General features: G+C 59.2%; 12 protein-coding genes and 1 pseudogene. 11 read left to right on the top strand and 2 right to left on the bottom strand.

Annotated features, from left to right (window positions below):
* Positions 1-113 precede the first annotated feature (113 nt).
* From ACZZ0A_RS15380 to ACZZ0A_RS15360, 5 genes and pseudogenes are all read left to right on the top strand, one after another.
* The gene (locus tag ACZZ0A_RS15380; RefSeq protein ID WP_463543409.1) at positions 114-3,020 is read left to right on the top strand and encodes a type VI secretion system Vgr family protein; all 2,907 of its coding nucleotides are present in this window, start codon (positions 114-116) and stop codon (positions 3,018-3,020) included.
* Positions 3,017-7,343, top strand: a pseudogene (locus ACZZ0A_RS15375) (RHS repeat-associated core domain-containing protein); the annotation flags it as partial. The gene ACZZ0A_RS15380 and the pseudogene ACZZ0A_RS15375, both read left to right, overlap by 4 nt.
* Positions 7,344-7,668: 325 nt before the next feature.
* Entirely contained in the window at positions 7,669-7,986 is a 318-nt protein-coding gene (locus ACZZ0A_RS15370; RefSeq protein ID WP_007918682.1) for a hypothetical protein, read from the top strand.
* A 198-nt stretch (positions 7,987-8,184) separates the two neighbouring features.
* The gene (locus ACZZ0A_RS15365) at positions 8,185-8,448 is read left to right on the top strand and encodes a PAAR domain-containing protein (protein WP_463543408.1); all 264 of its coding nucleotides are present in this window, start codon (positions 8,185-8,187) and stop codon (positions 8,446-8,448) included.
* Between the two features lie 80 nt (positions 8,449-8,528).
* Positions 8,529-8,924, top strand: a complete 396-nt coding sequence (locus tag ACZZ0A_RS15360; protein WP_007918678.1) for a hypothetical protein — start codon at positions 8,529-8,531, stop codon at positions 8,922-8,924.
* A gap of 114 nt (positions 8,925-9,038) precedes the next feature.
* On the opposite strand, the gene ACZZ0A_RS15355 is transcribed toward ACZZ0A_RS15360, so the two are convergent.
* On the bottom strand, positions 9,039-10,187 hold the full coding sequence (locus ACZZ0A_RS15355) for an aldose epimerase family protein (RefSeq protein WP_007918676.1): 1,149 nt from the start codon (positions 10,185-10,187) through the stop codon (positions 9,039-9,041).
* Positions 10,188-10,531: 344 nt separating this feature from the next.
* Here ACZZ0A_RS15355 and ACZZ0A_RS15350 point away from each other — a divergent pair, with 344 nt between their 5' ends.
* From ACZZ0A_RS15350 to ACZZ0A_RS15335, 4 genes are all read left to right on the top strand, one after another.
* The gene (locus tag ACZZ0A_RS15350; RefSeq protein ID WP_463543406.1) at positions 10,532-11,281 is read left to right on the top strand and encodes a hypothetical protein; all 750 of its coding nucleotides are present in this window, start codon (positions 10,532-10,534) and stop codon (positions 11,279-11,281) included.
* A gap of 202 nt (positions 11,282-11,483) precedes the next feature.
* Positions 11,484-12,698: an MFS transporter gene (locus ACZZ0A_RS15345; protein WP_463543405.1), complete on the top strand. Its 1,215-nt coding sequence runs from the start codon at positions 11,484-11,486 to the stop codon at positions 12,696-12,698.
* Positions 12,699-12,926: 228 nt separating this feature from the next.
* Positions 12,927-13,712 carry a sulfite exporter TauE/SafE family protein gene (locus tag ACZZ0A_RS15340; protein ID WP_007918673.1) on the top strand — a complete coding sequence of 262 codons (786 nt, stop codon included), beginning with the start codon at positions 12,927-12,929 and terminating at the stop codon, positions 13,710-13,712.
* Positions 13,713-13,719: 7 nt separating this feature from the next.
* The gene (locus tag ACZZ0A_RS15335) at positions 13,720-14,046 is read left to right on the top strand and encodes a hypothetical protein (protein ID WP_463543404.1); all 327 of its coding nucleotides are present in this window, start codon (positions 13,720-13,722) and stop codon (positions 14,044-14,046) included.
* Positions 14,047-14,082: 36 nt separating this feature from the next.
* On the opposite strand, the gene ACZZ0A_RS15330 is transcribed toward ACZZ0A_RS15335, so the two are convergent.
* Complete coding sequence (locus tag ACZZ0A_RS15330) at positions 14,083-14,547, bottom strand: GNAT family N-acetyltransferase (protein WP_007918671.1); 465 nt, start codon at positions 14,545-14,547, stop codon at positions 14,083-14,085.
* A gap of 208 nt (positions 14,548-14,755) precedes the next feature.
* Here ACZZ0A_RS15330 and ACZZ0A_RS15325 point away from each other — a divergent pair, with 208 nt between their 5' ends.
* Positions 14,756-15,319, top strand: a complete 564-nt coding sequence (locus ACZZ0A_RS15325; RefSeq protein WP_095114544.1) for a DUF4174 domain-containing protein — start codon at positions 14,756-14,758, stop codon at positions 15,317-15,319.
* Between the two features lie 457 nt (positions 15,320-15,776).
* Complete coding sequence (locus ACZZ0A_RS15320; RefSeq protein ID WP_371929249.1) at positions 15,777-16,067, top strand: DUF6124 family protein; 291 nt, start codon at positions 15,777-15,779, stop codon at positions 16,065-16,067.
* Positions 16,068-16,082: the final 15 nt, after the last annotated feature.

Genomic DNA, 16,082 nt, shown 5'->3' with positions numbered 1-16,082 from the left:
TTGTACCGCCCCGATCGGCATGACTGGTCGGGGCGGATTCACTTCTAAAGAATTTTTTGCCAATAGCCCCTTGAGGGCTGTTGCGCGTCGCAGCACTGCGCGAGGAACAAGGGATGTTCTCACCGGCCAACCAGCCTCATTTCAATCTGACCGTCGATGGCATCGACAGCGATTTCCAGGTGCTGTCGTTCACCGGTCGCGAGGCCCTCAACACGCCGTTCGAATTCGAGCTGGAACTGGTCAGCGAAAAGGCTTCGATCAACCTCGAAAGCGTGCTGCACAAACTGGCGTTTCTGCAGTTGTCGCCGAGCGGCAGCGGCATTCACGGGCTGGTCTACAGCATCGCCCAGGGCGAGGCGGGCAAACGCCTGACTCGTTACAAGATCTCCCTGCGCCCGCAACTGGCGTACCTCGCGCACCGGGTCAACCAGCGCATCTTCCAGCAGATGACCGTGCAGCAGATCATCAGCCAGGTGCTGGAAGAACACGGCATCCTTGCCAGCGATTACCACTTCCAGCTCAGCGCGATTTACCCCGAGCGCATTTACTGCGTGCAGTACGACGAATCGGACCTGGATTTCATCCAGCGCCTGTGCGAAGAGGAGGGCATTCACTACCACTTCCAGCACACGTCCAGCGGCCACAAGCTGACCTTCGGCGATGACCAGACGGTGTTCCCGAAACTGGCGCCAGTGGCCTATCAGCAGGACTCCGGACTGGTCGCCGACAAACCGGTGGTCAAGCGTTTCGGCCTGCGTCTGGCCACCCGTACCAGCCGCACCACGCGGCGCGATTACGACTTCGTCAAACCGAAGATCGAGCTGGAAAGCGATGCCAAGAGTTCGGCTCAGCCAGACCTCGAAGACTACGATTACCCGGGCCGTTTCGTTGACCGCGAGCGCGGCAAACACCTGGCCAATCGCGCCTTGGAACGGCATCGCAGCGACTATCGTCTGGCCGAGGGCAACAGCGATCAGCCAATCCTGGTCAGCGGGCATTTCCTCGCCCTGACCGACCACGCCAACTCGACGTGGAACGACCTCTGGCTGCTCACCGAAATCTTCCACGAAGGCAAGCAACCGCAGGTGCTGGAAGAGTCGGTGACCAGCGACACCACCGACCTCAAGGACGATTTTCACCAGGGCTACCGCAACCGCTTCAGCGCGATCCCGTGGGACGTGCCGTATCGTCCGCCGCTCGATCACCCGAAACCGAAAGTCCTCGGCACGCAAAGTGCGGTGGTCTGCGGCCCCGAGGGCGAAGAGATTTACTGCGACCAGTACGGCCGGGTGAAGGTGCAGTTCTTCTGGGATCGCGAAGGCAAGCACGACGACATGACCAGTTGCTGGATGCGCGTCGCGTCGAGTTGGGCGGCGGAAACCTTTGGTTCTATCAACATTCCGCGGGTCGGCATGGAAGTGCTGATCACCTTCCTCGAAGGCGATCCCGATCAGCCGCTGATCACCGGTTGCCTGTACCACGGCGCCAATCTGCCGCCGTACAAGCTGCCGGACTTCAAGACCCTGGCCACGGTCAAGAGCAAGGAATACAAGGGCAGTCGCGCCAACGAATTACGCATCGACGACACCACCAGCGAGATCAGCATCGCGCTGCGCAGCGACCACGGCGCGAGTGCGATCAACCTCGGTTATCTGACCCATCCGCGCCCTAGCGGTGGCCAGCCGCGTGGCGAAGGTTTTGAGTTAAGAACCGACCGCCACGGTGCGGTGCGTGCGGCCGCTGGTCTGCTGATCACTACCGAGCCACGGCCGAACGAATCCAAGCACCACAAGGACCTGCCGGAAACCGCCGAGCGTCTCGCCACGGCCAGCGATCAGCAGGATGGCTTCGCTGTTCAAGCCAAAGAGTTGCAAGCCCAGGAGGCGGGCGACCAGGACGACGTGGCCAAGGCCTTGCACGCCCAGCATCAAGGCGTGCTCGGCAGCGGTCCAGCCAACCTCACCGCCAACGAATTCCCCGAATTCACCGAACCGCATCTGGTTCTCGCCAGCCCGGCCGGCATCGCCCTGACAACGCCGCGCTCCAGCCACATCGCCACTGGCGAACATTTGGCATTGAGCAGCACCGGCCACACCAGCCTGTCGATCGGCAAACGCCTGCTGGCCAGCGCCAGTCGCGGCATGCGCCTGTTCGTGCAGAGCATGGGCTGGCGGCTGGTCGCGGCGTCCGGCGACATCGACGTGCGTGCGCTTAAGGACAGCATCAACCTGCTGGCCAAACTCAACATCACCGCCAATGCCGACCGCATCACCATCACCGCGAAAACCGAACTGGTGATCCAGGGCGGCGGCAGCGCCACCACCTACAACGCCGGCGGCATCACCCACGCCACCAGCGGCCCGTACACCGCGCACGCAGCGAACTTCGCCTACACCGGGGCGAAAAGTCTCGCCGGGGTGTTCCCGGAACCACCGAAACCCGGCAAGGGCAACCTTGAATTGTTCAACCAGTACGCCGGGCGTCAGGGCATCAAGGAAGGCGATTACGAAGTCATCGATGCGCTGGGTAAAAGCATCAAGGGCAAGCTCGACGGCAAGGGTTTTGCCAGCGTCGCCGGGGCTGCACCGGGGCCTGCGCGTGTGCTGTTCGGCAAGGATCCGGCGGACACCTGGAGCGATGGCAGTTACATCGGAAAACCGGAGTGGCCGTTGAATCCACCGGGTGCCGAAGACGTGCCGAGCCAAGTGCAAGCCATGGTCGCGCAGGTGTTGCCGAGCAAGAGCTGGGAGATGTTGGAGAAGGGTAAGGACATGGCGCAAACAGGGATGAGTGCGATGCAGACCGCGCAAGGTGCGATGCAAACGGCGCAGCAGGTGAAAGGCTTGGCGCAGGGCGGGGTGGCCGGGTTGCCGAAGCTGGCGAGTGCGGCGTTGCCGAGTGCGTCCGGGATTCTAGGGGCGGCGAGCAAGGCGGGCAACTTGCCGAGCCTGCCTGCACCGAGTCTGCCAAAACCTTCCTTGAAAACCCCGGGCCTGTTGGCGGGTGAGATGCTGTCATGACCACTGAAGTAGCTGCTGTAAAACGTGAACCTCAAGTTGCCATCGTTCCCCTGAATGCCATCGACATTCAGGATGTCGCCAGCGGTGCGGCAACCTTCGACGCCTGGCTGCAATCGGCTACGGATGGCGTGGTCACGCTTGATCGAATCAAGAACTACGCCGGCTTCCTGCCGGTGGTGGGCAACATCATGGCGCTAGTCGATGCGCTGGGTGACATCGTCACCCTGTCGAACGCCAAGCAACGCGACTTGCTCGCTTGGGCCAGTCTTGGCATCAACCTGATCGGCGTCTTGCCGTTGCCGCCGTCGATGGCCGCGGCGCGGATGACCCTGCGCCCGACGCTGTTTCTGGTGCGTCAGGAAATGAGGGCCAGCAGCAAGGTGTTGCTCAGCACTTCCGTGATCGAGGTGCTGGTCGGCCACCTGAACGCCTCGATTATCGGCACGCTGGATGATTTTGTTGAGCAAGCCAAAGGCAAGTTACCGGGCATTTTGGCGGACGCTGGCAAGCTCGGCGAAGAAATCATTGATCAGATTGCAATAGGCATCGAAGCGGTGGCGTTCGGCAATCTGGATGCCAAAGGTGATCTGAATGCAGCCAGCGCCCAGGCGAGCGCCGCAGCCGATCAATTCAAGAATGATCCGCTGGCGTCATTCAGCAATGTTTTTGGGGCTGCCAACAGCGCCCTGAAGTCGGCGGGCAAAGGCCTGGCCAACAGCGTGGCGCAAAACCTTGTCCCCGATGACTTCAAAAAAACCGTTTCTGACGAAACCAAAAAACTGCGCGCCATGGGCCCGGAGCTGCGTACGCAGTTGAGCAAGCTCGACGATGAGTCGGTGCAGAACTCGATCGGCTGGTTGCTGCTGATCCTCTCCAGTGCCGTGACCTTGTGGCGCAAGCGCAATGCCCATGGGCAGAACGCCGCGGTCCACCCGGACAAGACCGGTCAGGCGAAGCGTACGGCATCCGAGGGGCAGTTGGCCTCTAACGGCCAACAGGCTTCGGCGACTCACGCACCCGAGCCGAAAAAAAACTGCGCCTGCGCCAGCACGGGGCGCAGTATCAATTTCGCCATAGGCTCTGAAAGCCTCAGTCATACCGATTTCAGCCTGCCCGGCCCCTTCCCGATCGAATGGACGCGCACCTACAACTCGCGCCTCGATGCCTACGATCAGAGCGAACTCGGCGCTCGCTGGATCAGCGAATTCACCACGCGTTTCGACTGCGTGGACGATGGCCTGACGTTCTACAGCGCCGGCGGCCGCGACCACAGCTATCCGTTGCCTAAAGTCGGCCTGTTCCACTACGACGCCATCGAAAACATCACTCTGGTCCGCAACAGCGAAGATCAGCTGTTGCTGTGCCGTGGTTTCGAACGCAAAGAAACCTACGTCCGCCGTGGCCAGCGCTTTGTGCTGAGTAACATTTCGCTGCGCAACGGCGCCGGAGTGATGCTGCATTACGAGCATCGTCACGGCGAAGACTCCCTGCTCTCCGACCTGATCACCTATCAGGAAAACGACTTCACCAAAGTCCATTTGCACCTCGGCACGATGCTCGACGAGCACGGCCGGTTTATCGGCCTCTGGCAGATCGTTGACGGCGAACCGCTGCGCCAGCTCTGCGCCTATCAGTACGACACCTGTGGCGACCTGATTCAGGCGCAGGACGAGAACGGCGCCGTCTGGGCGTATCAGTTCCAGCACCACCTGATCACCCGCTACACCGACCGCACCGGGCGCGGCATGAACCTGCAGTGGAACGGTTCAAGCGCCAAGGCCAAAGCCGTGCGCGAATGGGCCGATGACGGTAGCTTCGACACGCGCCTGGAGTGGGACGAGAACATTCGTCTGACCTACGTCACCGACGCGCTCGGCAACGAGACTTGGCACTACTACGACATCCTTGGCTACACCTACCGCATCCGTTACGCCGATGAGCGTTCGGAATGGTTCTTCCGCGACGAGGCCAAGAACATCGTGCGCCGCGTCAATGCCGACGGCAGCACCGATCGCTACAGCTACGATGAACGCAGCAACTTGCTCGAACACATCCGCGCCGACCACACGGTGATGCATTACGCCTACGATGATCAGGACCTGCTGATCAAGATCAGCGATGCCGAGGGCGGTCAGTGGCAGCGCGCCTATGACGATCAAGGTAATCTGGTTGAAGCGCTCGATCCGCTGGGCAACAAAACCGAATACGCCTACAACAAATCCGGCCAGCCCACCGCGATCAAGGACGCCAACGGCAACGAAAAAAACCTCGACTACAACGACGCCGGGCAACTGGTCGAGTACGTCGATTGCTCGGGCAAGACCAGCGCGTGGGAATACAACGAACTGGGGCAGATGATCTGCTTCACCGACGCTGCCGGCAACGCCACCGAATACCAATACAAGGCCGGCCAACCGGTGCTGATCAAGCACCCGGACAAGACCGAAGAGCGTTTCGAGCGAGACGCCGAAGGTCGGTTGTTGGCGCACGTTGATGGACTTGATCGTTGCACCACGTGGAGCTACAGCGCCGCCGGTTTGATCGCCGAACGCATCGACGCAGCCGAACAAACCCTGCGCTATCGCTGGGACCGTCTCGGACGGTTAACGGCTTTGGAAAACGAAAACGAACAACGCGCGCACTTCCACTACGACCCGGTCGGTCGTCTGCTCGAGGAACGCGGTTTCGACGGCCGCAGCACGCGCTATCAGTACGACCCACTCACCGGCCGCCTCGCGCAATCGATCAATGGCCAACGCGTCATCTCTTTGAGCTTCGACCCGATGGGCCGCTTGACCGAGCGTCGCGCCACTCTGGGCGACCAGTCGCAAAGCGAAACCTTTGCCTACGATGGCAACGGCAATCTGGTGCTGGCCGACAACGCCGACAGCCGCCTGCAATGGTTCCATGACCCGGCCGGCAATCTGCTGCGCGAGCACCAGCATTATCTCGGCCTGGAAAAGCCCACCGTCGCGATCTGGCAGCACGAGTACGACGTGCTCAACCAACGAGTCGCCACCGTTCGCCCCGACGGCCACCGCGTCAGCTGGCTGACTTACGGCAGCGGCCACCTGCTGGGCCTGCGCCTCGATGAACACGAACTGATCGGCTACGAGCGTGACGACCTGCACCGCGAAGTCGCCCGCCATCAAGGCAACCACCTGCTGCAAACCCAAAGCTGGGACCCGGCCGGCCGCTTGCAGGAACAGTTGCTGGGACGCAGCGACGACAAATCCACCCTGCTCAAACGCGAGTACAGCTACGACGCCGCCGGCCAACTGACCGACATCAACGACAGCCGCCGCGGGCCGCTCGCCTATCGCTACGATCCGGTCGGCCGACTGCTCAGCGCCACCACACGTCAAGGCGTGGAAACCTTCGCCTTCGACCCGGCCGGCAACCTGCTCGACGACAAAGCGACAGAAATTCGCCGCCCACTGGACCTGACCCCACCACGCAGCAAACTGGTCGATAACCTGCTGCGCGAATACGCCGGCACCCACTTCGAGTACGACGAACGCGGCAACCAGATCCAGCGCTGGCACAACGGCCAACGGAGCGACCTGCGTTGGGATCTGTTTGATCGATTGGTGCATTTCGAGGACCCGCGCCTGAGCGTGGATTTCGCCTACGACGCACTGGGACGACGCCTGCACAAAAAATCCCGCGCGCATTACAAACAACGTCCTGAAGCAGGTTCCCTCTGGAACAGAAACGAGCACGCGCGCAAACAACGCGAACTCGGCTGCGGCTTCACCTTGTACGGCTGGGATGGCGACAACCTCGCCTGGGAAAGCAGCCCAGCGCAAAGCGATGGTGAACCGGGTCGCACGGTGCACTACGTCTTCGAACCGGGCACTTTTGTCCCTGTGGCACAGGCTGTACGGCACGCGCCAATCGATCTGATTGGGCTGCCGGATTACAGCGGTGAATACAGCCTCGATGAAGACCCGGTGTGGAATCACAAGGCAACGGCTTTACCGTTTGATGCGTTGGCCTGGTATCAGTGTGATCACCTCGGCACGCCGCAGGAATTGACGGACTCGCACGGCAACATGGCCTGGACCGCGCAGTACAAGGCGTGGGGACAGGTGACGGAGCAGCGTTCGGAGTAGGCGCAGCAGCATGGCGTGATGAACCCGATACGGTTCCAGGGGCAGTATCACGATCATGAGACGGGGCTGCATTACAATCGCTACCGATACTACGATTCTGAGGTAGGGCGTTTCATTTCACAGGACCCGATTGGGCTGGCTGGTGGACTGAACCTTTATCATTACGTACCTAACCCGCTGGAGTGGATTGATCCACTTGGCCTTTCCGCCTCTTCTGATCTACCTCGGATGAAAGGTACGAGTATTCCTCGCGCCGGTAGAACGTTGAACAGCGCCGGATTTTCGAAAACCAAAGACAATGGGGTTAACGAAACCTGGAAGCATGCAGACGGTTCAGAGGTCAGGGTTCACAAGTACGGAAACTTGAATGCCTGCCCTCACAAATCTGGCAACAATGCACACATCCATAAACAGGATCCGTCCAATCATCAACTGGATGATGAGGGTAAAGTTTCCACCGATCCTAATAAAACTCACATTGGCATTCGTAATCCTGCCGATTTACCAGCTGTCCGAGGGAGACCACACGGATCATGAGTTATGAATACAAATTGGTGTTTGACGACAACTCTACAGCTCAGCATGTCATCGACATTGTTAAAGCTAGTAGTGCTTGTGTTCGCTCGGGCGACGGTGATCTTTATTTGAAGGATCACTCGTTGAATAGCAGTGGGGCTTACGATACTCGTCTCATTTATGGGGATGATGAATCCCTGTGGCTCCAAGTGAATTTCCAATCAGCAGAACTGTACGCCCTACTTAAAAAAGCACTCAATGGAAGAAATTTCAGGTGTCTTGAAGATGGGGACGAGGATGAAGAGGTTGGCTTAAATGAGGCCTTCCGCGTGTAGGTTGACTCTCGGTCAAATTGCAGCCGAATAGCCACTTTTTAATCTCTAAAAATTTATGAAATATATCAGGGGCAGGCCACGTTTTTGAAGGTTGATTAAACGCAACCTGCCTCTGATAAAACTCTCTGCCATTGGTGGTCGAAAGACGCGAAATTGATCGAGGCTGCAGTCAACCCTCGTAGTCGAAGGAATGACAACATGAAAGACGCCATTCGCTTGGGCTACTCCACCACTCACGGTGGCAAAGTCCTCGAAGCCTTTTCCCAGACTGACCTCAACGGCAAGCCCATCGCAGGGGTTGGCCACAAAGTCAGTTGTCCTCTGTGCAAAGGCATTTTTCCAATTGCCGAAGGCAGCAGCACTTACACCGTCGATGGAACGCCCATCGCGCTGGACGGCATGAAAACCGCCTGCGGGGCCGCGCTGATTGCCAGTGGCCCGAAAGGAGCGGTGGTCAGTTGAATCCGCGAGGGTGAGCTCTTCGTTCGCCCTCAGGAATACTGCAAGTAAACAACCTGGCTTCATCCATTAAAGGAATAAACATGAAGAACACCGCTTTGATCCTCGCACTGACCGCCGCTCTCGGCACCGTCAATGTTGCTCACGCAGAAGGACCGGACGCCGCTACGTTGAAAGGGATGTACGACACTGGGCGCAACATGTCCGGTCTGATTAACCATTGCGTTGACAAAGGTTTCCTGAAAGCTGAAAGCGCTACGAACGCCAATAAAATGGTGGCGTTTGTTGCTGGTATTCCAGGGCAGATGGACAAGAGCGACGGCGATAAGAACGAGGCCCATGGTCGCAAGGGTGAAGTATTGGACGATGGTCAATACAAAACCCTGGAGGCCAATCTGCCGCCGAGTCTGACGCTGAAGCAGTGGTGCGAGCAGGCGGATCAAGGCATGCGTCAGGGATTGGAGCGTGTGGGTCTTTAATCCCTTGATGGTTGATCGTTCCCTCGCGCAGCAAAGGAATGCCTCAAGGGACGCGGAGCATCCCGGGCTGCATGCCTTTGCTGCGCGTGGGAACGATCAGGTGCAACGGGCAGGTTATTTTGCGGAGAACTTCAGCACCACGCTGTGGCTGTAGGTCTGCCCCGGATCAAGCCGTGTACTCGGGAAGTCCGGCTGATTCGGTGAATCCGGATAATGCTGAGTCTCCAGAGTAAACGCGCCCCAGTGCGGATACACCTTGCCACCCTTGCCCTTGACGGTGCCGTCGAGGAAGTTGCTGGTATAGAACTGCACACCCGGCTCCGTGGTGAACAACTGCAGCACGCGACCGGACTGCGGATCACTCACCTCAGTCGCAACTTTGCCGATATCACCCTTGGTATCCAGCGCCCAGTTGAAGTCGAAGCCACCTTGTTTCGGCTCAGCGAATTTCAGCTGCGGATGATCAGCCTTGATGTGCGTGCCGATTGCGGTCGGTTTGCTGAAGTCCATCGGCGTGCCGGCCACGGGTGCCAGTTCGCCGGTCGGGATCAGTTTGGCGGTGACCGGGGTGTAATGGCTGGCGTGCAGGGTGGCGACCTGTTTGAGAATGTCGCCATTGCCGGCGCCGGCGAGGTTGAAGTAGCTGTGGTTGGTCAGGTTGAGCACCGTCGGTTTGTCGGTGCTGGCCTTGTAGTCGATGCGCAGTTCGTTGTTGTCGGTGAGGCGATAGGTCACTTCGGTGGTGAGGTTGCCGGGGAAGCCCATTTCACCGTCGGCCGAGAGATAGGTCAGGGTCACGCCGACCGAATCCTTGTCCTTAGTTTCCTGGGCCTTCCAGACTTTCTTGTCGAAGCCCGATGTGCCGCCGTGCAGCGCGTTGGTCTTGTCGTTCTGCGGCACTTGATAGCGCTTGCCGTCGAGTTCGAACGCGCCTTCGGCGAGGCGATTGCCGAAGCGGCCGATGGTTGCGCCGAAGTAAGCGGTGCCTTTCTGATAGCCCTGCACATCGTCGAAGCCGAGTACGACGTCGTCGAACTTGCCGTGCTTGTCGGCGACTTTCAGCGATTGCAGGGTCGCGCCGTAGGTGATGACGGTGGCTTGCATGCCGTGGCTGTTGCGCAGGATGTATTGCTCGACGGGCGTGCCGTCATTGGTTTTGCCGAAGGCTTTGTGTTCGGCGCTGAGGCCGGCCGCGTTGGCGGAGAGGGTGGCGATCATCAGGGACAGTCCGAGGCCGGAGAGCAGGTGACGGGATTGAAGCATGGTTGACCTTCCTTTTTGTTGTTGTTTTCAAAATGGCGCCGATGCCGTGTAGGAGCTGCCGCAGGCTGCGATCTTTTGATTTTGGTTTTCAAAGGCAAGGTCAAAAGATCGCAGCCTGCGGCAGCTCCTACAGCGTAACTAGTCATGCTATTTGTATTTGCAATCAAGATTTATAGTTGATTAATCGTTTATTTCAACAATAAAGACAGACTAATTGGTTGGGCAGGCATTGCCGAAGGTCGGCTGGTCGTGCGCACCACTGCACTTTTTCGCAATCAGCGGCTCTATCCATGGCCAGGATGCGGTGACTCCCGCCGCACAGGAATGTGCCTGTTCGAGATTTCATGCCGAGAGTTTTTGCCCTGATCGCTGCTTTTTTCCGCCGCCCGAGCCTGTTGCTGGCGTGTTTGTCGTCGCTGCTGTTCAGCGGTTGCAGTCATCAGGACGGCAACGGCTTCTTCAATCAGATGCGTGAAGGGAAGCCGCAGGAGTTCCTGCAGACCAGCGTCGACCGCATGGCCACGCTGGCGATGCGCGACAACCTCAGCAGCCTCTATCGCTTGCAAGCCAAGCTGTACCTGCGCAACCCGGACGAGCTGCGCAAGTCAGGCTTTCTCAACATCCATGCCGCTGTGAAGCAGGTGCGGATGGCCGTAGAGCAGCAACAGCCGCTGCCGGTGTTGGGTGGTCGAAAGGATCTGGCGGCGCTGAGCTATGCGATGAGCCCGGAGTTTCTCGGTGACCGCGTCGGCGCGTTCATCTATGCCATCGGCAGCATGCTGGTCACCGCCCATGGCAATCGCACCGAGTTCTATATGACGGACGCGATCAACCCGACGTTCGTTCACAACGCCGCACGCAATATCGAAAAAGCCACGTGGATCTTGTCCCAGCGGCAGAACAAGGAAGGTCAGCCGCTGCTGTTTTCCAATGAGATCTCGGAGGAGGGCAGCAACCTGAGCTTCGCCACCGAGTTCGGCAAAATCGTTGCGCGACTGGATCTGATCACGCAGATGCTTGATGAGCGTTACCGGCGGATCGGCCTTAACTACGCGCAGAGTTTGCTGTTCCTGAATTTCTTGCCGGTGCAGTGAGTTCTGTTTGGGCGGTGATGATCAATTCACCACAAAACCCTGTGGGAGCTGGCTTGCCAGCGATAGCGGTGGGTCAAGCAAAGCAGTGTTGCCTGACCTGGCCTCATCGCTGGCAAGCCAGCTCCCACATTGATCGAATAGTGAAGGTTGTTTTTGTATACAATCCGTCACCGCTATTGATCAAAATGGAGCCACACCCGTCATGACCGACCCCGCCAGCGCCGATTTCAGCCGCGTCGACCGCACCGCCCGTGCGGACAAACTGCCCTACGCCGCGTTACTGGCGTTCGCCATGACCGGGTTCATTGCCATCCTCACCGAAACCCTGCCCGCCGGGCTGCTGCCGCAGATCGGTGCCGGGCTCAACGTCAGTGAAGTACTCGCCGGGCAACTGGTGACGCTGTACGCGCTGGGTTCGATTGTCGCGGCGATTCCGCTGACCGTCGCCACGCGCGGCTGGCCTCGACGCCGTGTTTTATTGATGACGGTCGGCGGGTTTCTGCTATTCAACACGGTCACCACGTTTTCCAGCCATTACGGTTTGACCCTGGCTTCGCGTTTTCTCGCCGGGATGGCGGCGGGGTTGTCGTGGGGGATCATGGCCGGTTATGCGCGCGGCATCGTGCCGGTGCATCAACAAGGGCGGGCGCTGGCGATTGCCATGCTCGGCACGCCGGTGGCGTTGTCACTGGGCACGCCGGCAGGGACGTGGCTGGGCAATCTGATCGGCTGGCGCGCGTCGTTCGGGATCATGTCGGCGCTGGCGCTGTTTTTGGCCGCGTGGATTGTTATCGCCGTGCCGGATCGTCCGGGGCAAACCAGCGAGGAGCGTCTGCCGTTGCTCGAATCGCTGCGCCTGCCGGGCGTGCGGCCGGTGCTGTTCGTGGTGCTGACGTGGATGCTCGGACACAACATTCTCTACACCTACATCGCGCCGTTTCTGATGCAGGCCGGGCTGGCTGATCGGGTCGATCTGGTGCTGCTGGTGTTTGGCCTGTGTTCGCTGGTGGGGATCTGGATTATTGGCATGCTGGTTGATCGCTGGCTGCGCTGGCTGACGCTGATCAGCCTCGCGGTGTTTGCGCTGACGGCATTGGTTCTGGCATTGGCAGCGCCGTCGCCTCTGATCATTTATGCCTGCATGGCGGTGTGGGGCTTGTCGTTTGGCGGCTCGGCCACTTTGCTGCTGACCTCGGCGGCGGACTCGGCTGGTGATCACGTCGACGTGGTGCAAGCAATGCTCACCACCTCTTGGAACGTGGCGATCGCCGGGGGCGGGTTGTTTGGCGGGTTGTTGCTGGATCGGGCGGGGGCGATGTCGTTTCCGTGGGCGTTGCTGATTCTGTCGCTGATCGCGCTGGCCACGGTGTGGATCAACAAAAACCACAGCTTCAAACCTGGCCGAAGGGTGCACTGAATCTGCATCCACCACCTGACCCTGTAGGAGTGAGCCTGCTCGCGATAGCGGAGGGTCAGTCACTGAATCCGTCACTGATAGACCGCTATCGCGAGCAGGCTCACTCCTACAGTAAAGCGCTGGTGAATTCGATATGGCATAACGATAGACCGCATCGATATATGTGGTTATAAGAAAAATCGCTATGCTGCGGGCCAGATTTTTCCTGTCGTTTTTCTGGACGGTTTAATGGAATTGGCAAATTTCGGCCTGGTGATTGCCGGGCTGGTAGTGGGGTTTATCGTCGGCATGACCGGTGTCGGCGGTGGTTCGTTGATGACGCCGATCCTGCTGTGGTTCGGCATCAACCCGGCAACGGCGGTGGGCACTGACCTGCTGTACGCCGCTATTACCAAATCCAGTGGCGTCCTCGTTCACCGCAAGAACAAGAACATCGACTGGGCCATCACCGGTTGGCTGACCCTCGGCAGCGTGCCGGCGGTAGCGATGACCTTGTGGTTCCTCAGCACCCTGCACACCGCGCCGGACGCGATGAACGCCATCATCAAACAGGCGCTGGGCTTCGTCCTGTTCGCCACGGCGCTGGCGATCTTCTTCAAGAAGCGCTTGCTCGAATTCGCCCACAAACGCGCCGGTGGCAACTACAACCCGAGCGGTTCGCGGTTGAACGTGATGACCGTGATCACTGGTCTGATCCTCGGCACCATGGTTGCCCTGACCTCGATCGGTGCGGGCGCCCTCGGCACCGTTGCGCTGTTTATCCTCTATCCGCTGCTGCCGACCCGCCGTCTGGTCGGCACTGAAATCGCTCACGCCGTGCCGCTGACCCTCGTTGCAGGCCTTGGCCACGCGAGCATGGGCAATATGGATTGGGGTGTGCTGGGCTTCTTGCTGGTCGGCTCGCTGCCAGGCATCTGGCTCGGCAGCCACCTGACCGGACGCATTTCCGATGAAGTGCTGCGCCCGTGCCTGGCGACGATGCTGGTGCTGATCGGTTACAAACTGGCGTTCTGATCCGGCCATGAGTGAAACCACTGTCCACTGCGAGGGCCGTCTCGCGATCACCGTCGAGCCGCGTGAGATGCGCATGAGCCATTGGCTGTACGCGCCGCGGGTGGTCGATCTGCAGCGCCAGCAAGTGCTGCTGGATCTGAGCGAGAGCCTGTGGGATTTGCTCGGTACTGCCAACGAGACGGCCAATGGCATCGAACTGATGTTGCGCAAATACCCGGGCGATCGGTCGTCGGTGAGGTTGAGTGTTGAACTCGACAGCGGTGAGCTCAAGCTCGGTGGACAACCTGTCGATCCTTCAGAATTGCTCTCCGTGCTCGATTCAGCGCTGGAGTGAGGCGGCACAGCTTGCGGCGCGCCGCCTCAGCACGGGTTAACGCTCAATGACGTATTTCATCACCGTCACCGGCAAATCGTCGTAGACCAGCTCTTCAACCACTTCCCAACCCAGTCGCGCATACAGCGACTGCGACGTGTCGGTGTACAGATACAACTCGGGCACGCCCAGCGCCGCCGCTTCTGCAACCACTCGATTGACCAGTTGCGAAGCAATCCCGCGACCGCGCTCCTCAGCCTTCACATAAACGCCTGCCAGCCACGGCGTCAGGTTCGGGCGCAGCTTCAGATCACTTTCGATCAGCAGCGCACCGCCCAGCAGTCGCGAACCCTCTAGCGCTACCACGACACTCGGCACGGCACGTTTGCCGCAGGACTCGCGCATGTGTTCGATACGGTCCTCGACGGTTTGTCCGGGACGAAACTCGCCCCACTCCTCGAAGTTGAGCGTGGCCAGTTCTTCGATCAATTCGGGGTGATCGCACAGGTAATCGATGTGCATGCGGGTGAACTCCATTTCATGGGCAGAACTGCCACCCTAATGCGGTCATAAAAGGTAATCAAATCCGCGTTGCGATCACCTCGGATATGTTGCGCAATGTCGCGCCTGTCCTAAGCTTCTGACTAGGCGGAAGATATTTGCCGGGTTGTCCCGGAACAATCGCCACGATGCGCAATCATTAGAGCGTGGATATCAAAAGGAGATGCGCATGCTCATCAGGTCATTGACCCTGACACTCTTGCTGGCGATTGCCGGCCCCTTGTTCGCCGCTGACAACGATTCACCCATCGCCGGGGACATGGGCCGCGCCCGACCGCTGATCGTGATCGCACAAAGCACCGTCGACCCCGTGTGGGTAGCCCTGAAAAAGTCGCTGGAGGATCCCGCCAACAAAAAGGGCGTCACCGACCGCAACATCAAGGTCTACACCATCCTCAACATGTCCGGTCAACTCGACGGCAAGGACATGGGCCAGCAAGACACCATGGCGCTGCTGCGCTCGCTGAAGCTAGGTGCCGGGGCGTATCCGAAAGTGTTTCTGGTGGGCAAGGACGGCGAGACCAAACTCTCGGCTTCTGGGGATGAGGCGAAAGCGGTGGATTTGAAGAAGATCTTCGACACCATCGATGCCATGCCAATGGCTGAGAAGGAGGCGGCCGCTGCGGCTCAAGCGCCGGTTGCTGCTACGCCGGAACCTGCAAAAGGCGCGAAGAACGCCAAACCGACCAAGCCTGCGAAACCAGCCAAGCCGCCGGAAATGCCGGATGATTGATCGGTTGTTGTAGAGACGGTTTCATGTCAAAGGGGCGAGAGGATTCAATCTTCTCGCCCCTTTTCTGTTTCTGCATGCTGCGACGCAAAGCCCTTCAACCTCGTCGGATTTTTCCTGCAAGTCGCGGCGGCGGTGGTGAACTGGTGGGCTTGGGTGAGGAGGGATAGTCTTCTTTGGCCGCTGCAAAACACAGTGGTCGGGTGTGGAAGTCCGGTGATTCCCGAGAGCGCATTGCGCCTGTAAACACATGTTGGTGGTTTTTATGCCAACATTGTTTGTTTATGGCAGCGATGCGCAGGAGCACTCTCGAGTGCACCGGGTTCCTCGGGTTTCCCCGGACTTCCACCCCTGCGCAAAGCTGCCACCCTCTCGTGGAAGTGAGTTCGGCAGTTTTTTCTTTGAATGTCCCGAGGATTTACTAATGAAAAAACATACTCCAAGTCCCCCCGAATCCCCCATGGATTCAGGATCCTTCGACGCCAACAACCCCCGCTTGCGCAACCCGCATCACCCCGATCCCATCAGCCATCTCTTCACCATCCTCCCCGATATCGATACGCCCACGCTGCTCTGCCACGCTTGCGAAACCCTCGCCTCACTGAACGTCCTGACCACTGACCTCGCCGCAGAACTGCAAGGTTCACCGCGCAGTCTCGCCTTGTCGATTCAGCAGTTGGCCGTACTCGGCGAGTTGCTGGTCAACCGTGCGCTGGACAATCTCGATCCACCAGCGGCGACGCAGCATTGAACAGGGAGGTTAAAA

The sequence above is a fragment of the Pseudomonas sp. AC242 genome (genome assembly GCF_979258655.1).
This window is presented reverse-complemented; position numbering and strand designations above follow the sequence as displayed.

Bases quoted from the DNA above. Each gene is read 5' to 3' on its own strand.
- ACZZ0A_RS15380 (WP_463543409.1), top strand. From the start codon at position 114: ATGTTCTCACCGGCCAACCAGCCTCATTTCAATCTGACCGTCGATGGC.
- ACZZ0A_RS15370 (WP_007918682.1), top strand. From the start codon at position 7,669: ATGAGTTATGAATACAAATTGGTGTTTGACGACAACTCTACAGCTCAG.
- ACZZ0A_RS15365 (WP_463543408.1), top strand. From the start codon at position 8,185: ATGAAAGACGCCATTCGCTTGGGCTACTCCACCACTCACGGTGGCAAA.
- ACZZ0A_RS15360 (WP_007918678.1), top strand. From the start codon at position 8,529: ATGAAGAACACCGCTTTGATCCTCGCACTGACCGCCGCTCTCGGCACC.
- ACZZ0A_RS15355 (WP_007918676.1), bottom strand. From the start codon at position 10,187: ATGCTTCAATCCCGTCACCTGCTCTCCGGCCTCGGACTGTCCCTGATG.
- ACZZ0A_RS15350 (WP_463543406.1), top strand. From the start codon at position 10,532: ATGCCGAGAGTTTTTGCCCTGATCGCTGCTTTTTTCCGCCGCCCGAGC.
- ACZZ0A_RS15345 (WP_463543405.1), top strand. From the start codon at position 11,484: ATGACCGACCCCGCCAGCGCCGATTTCAGCCGCGTCGACCGCACCGCC.
- ACZZ0A_RS15340 (WP_007918673.1), top strand. From the start codon at position 12,927: ATGGAATTGGCAAATTTCGGCCTGGTGATTGCCGGGCTGGTAGTGGGG.
- ACZZ0A_RS15335 (WP_463543404.1), top strand. From the start codon at position 13,720: ATGAGTGAAACCACTGTCCACTGCGAGGGCCGTCTCGCGATCACCGTC.
- ACZZ0A_RS15330 (WP_007918671.1), bottom strand. From the start codon at position 14,547: ATGCACATCGATTACCTGTGCGATCACCCCGAATTGATCGAAGAACTG.
- ACZZ0A_RS15325 (WP_095114544.1), top strand. From the start codon at position 14,756: ATGCTCATCAGGTCATTGACCCTGACACTCTTGCTGGCGATTGCCGGC.
- ACZZ0A_RS15320 (WP_371929249.1), top strand. From the start codon at position 15,777: ATGGATTCAGGATCCTTCGACGCCAACAACCCCCGCTTGCGCAACCCG.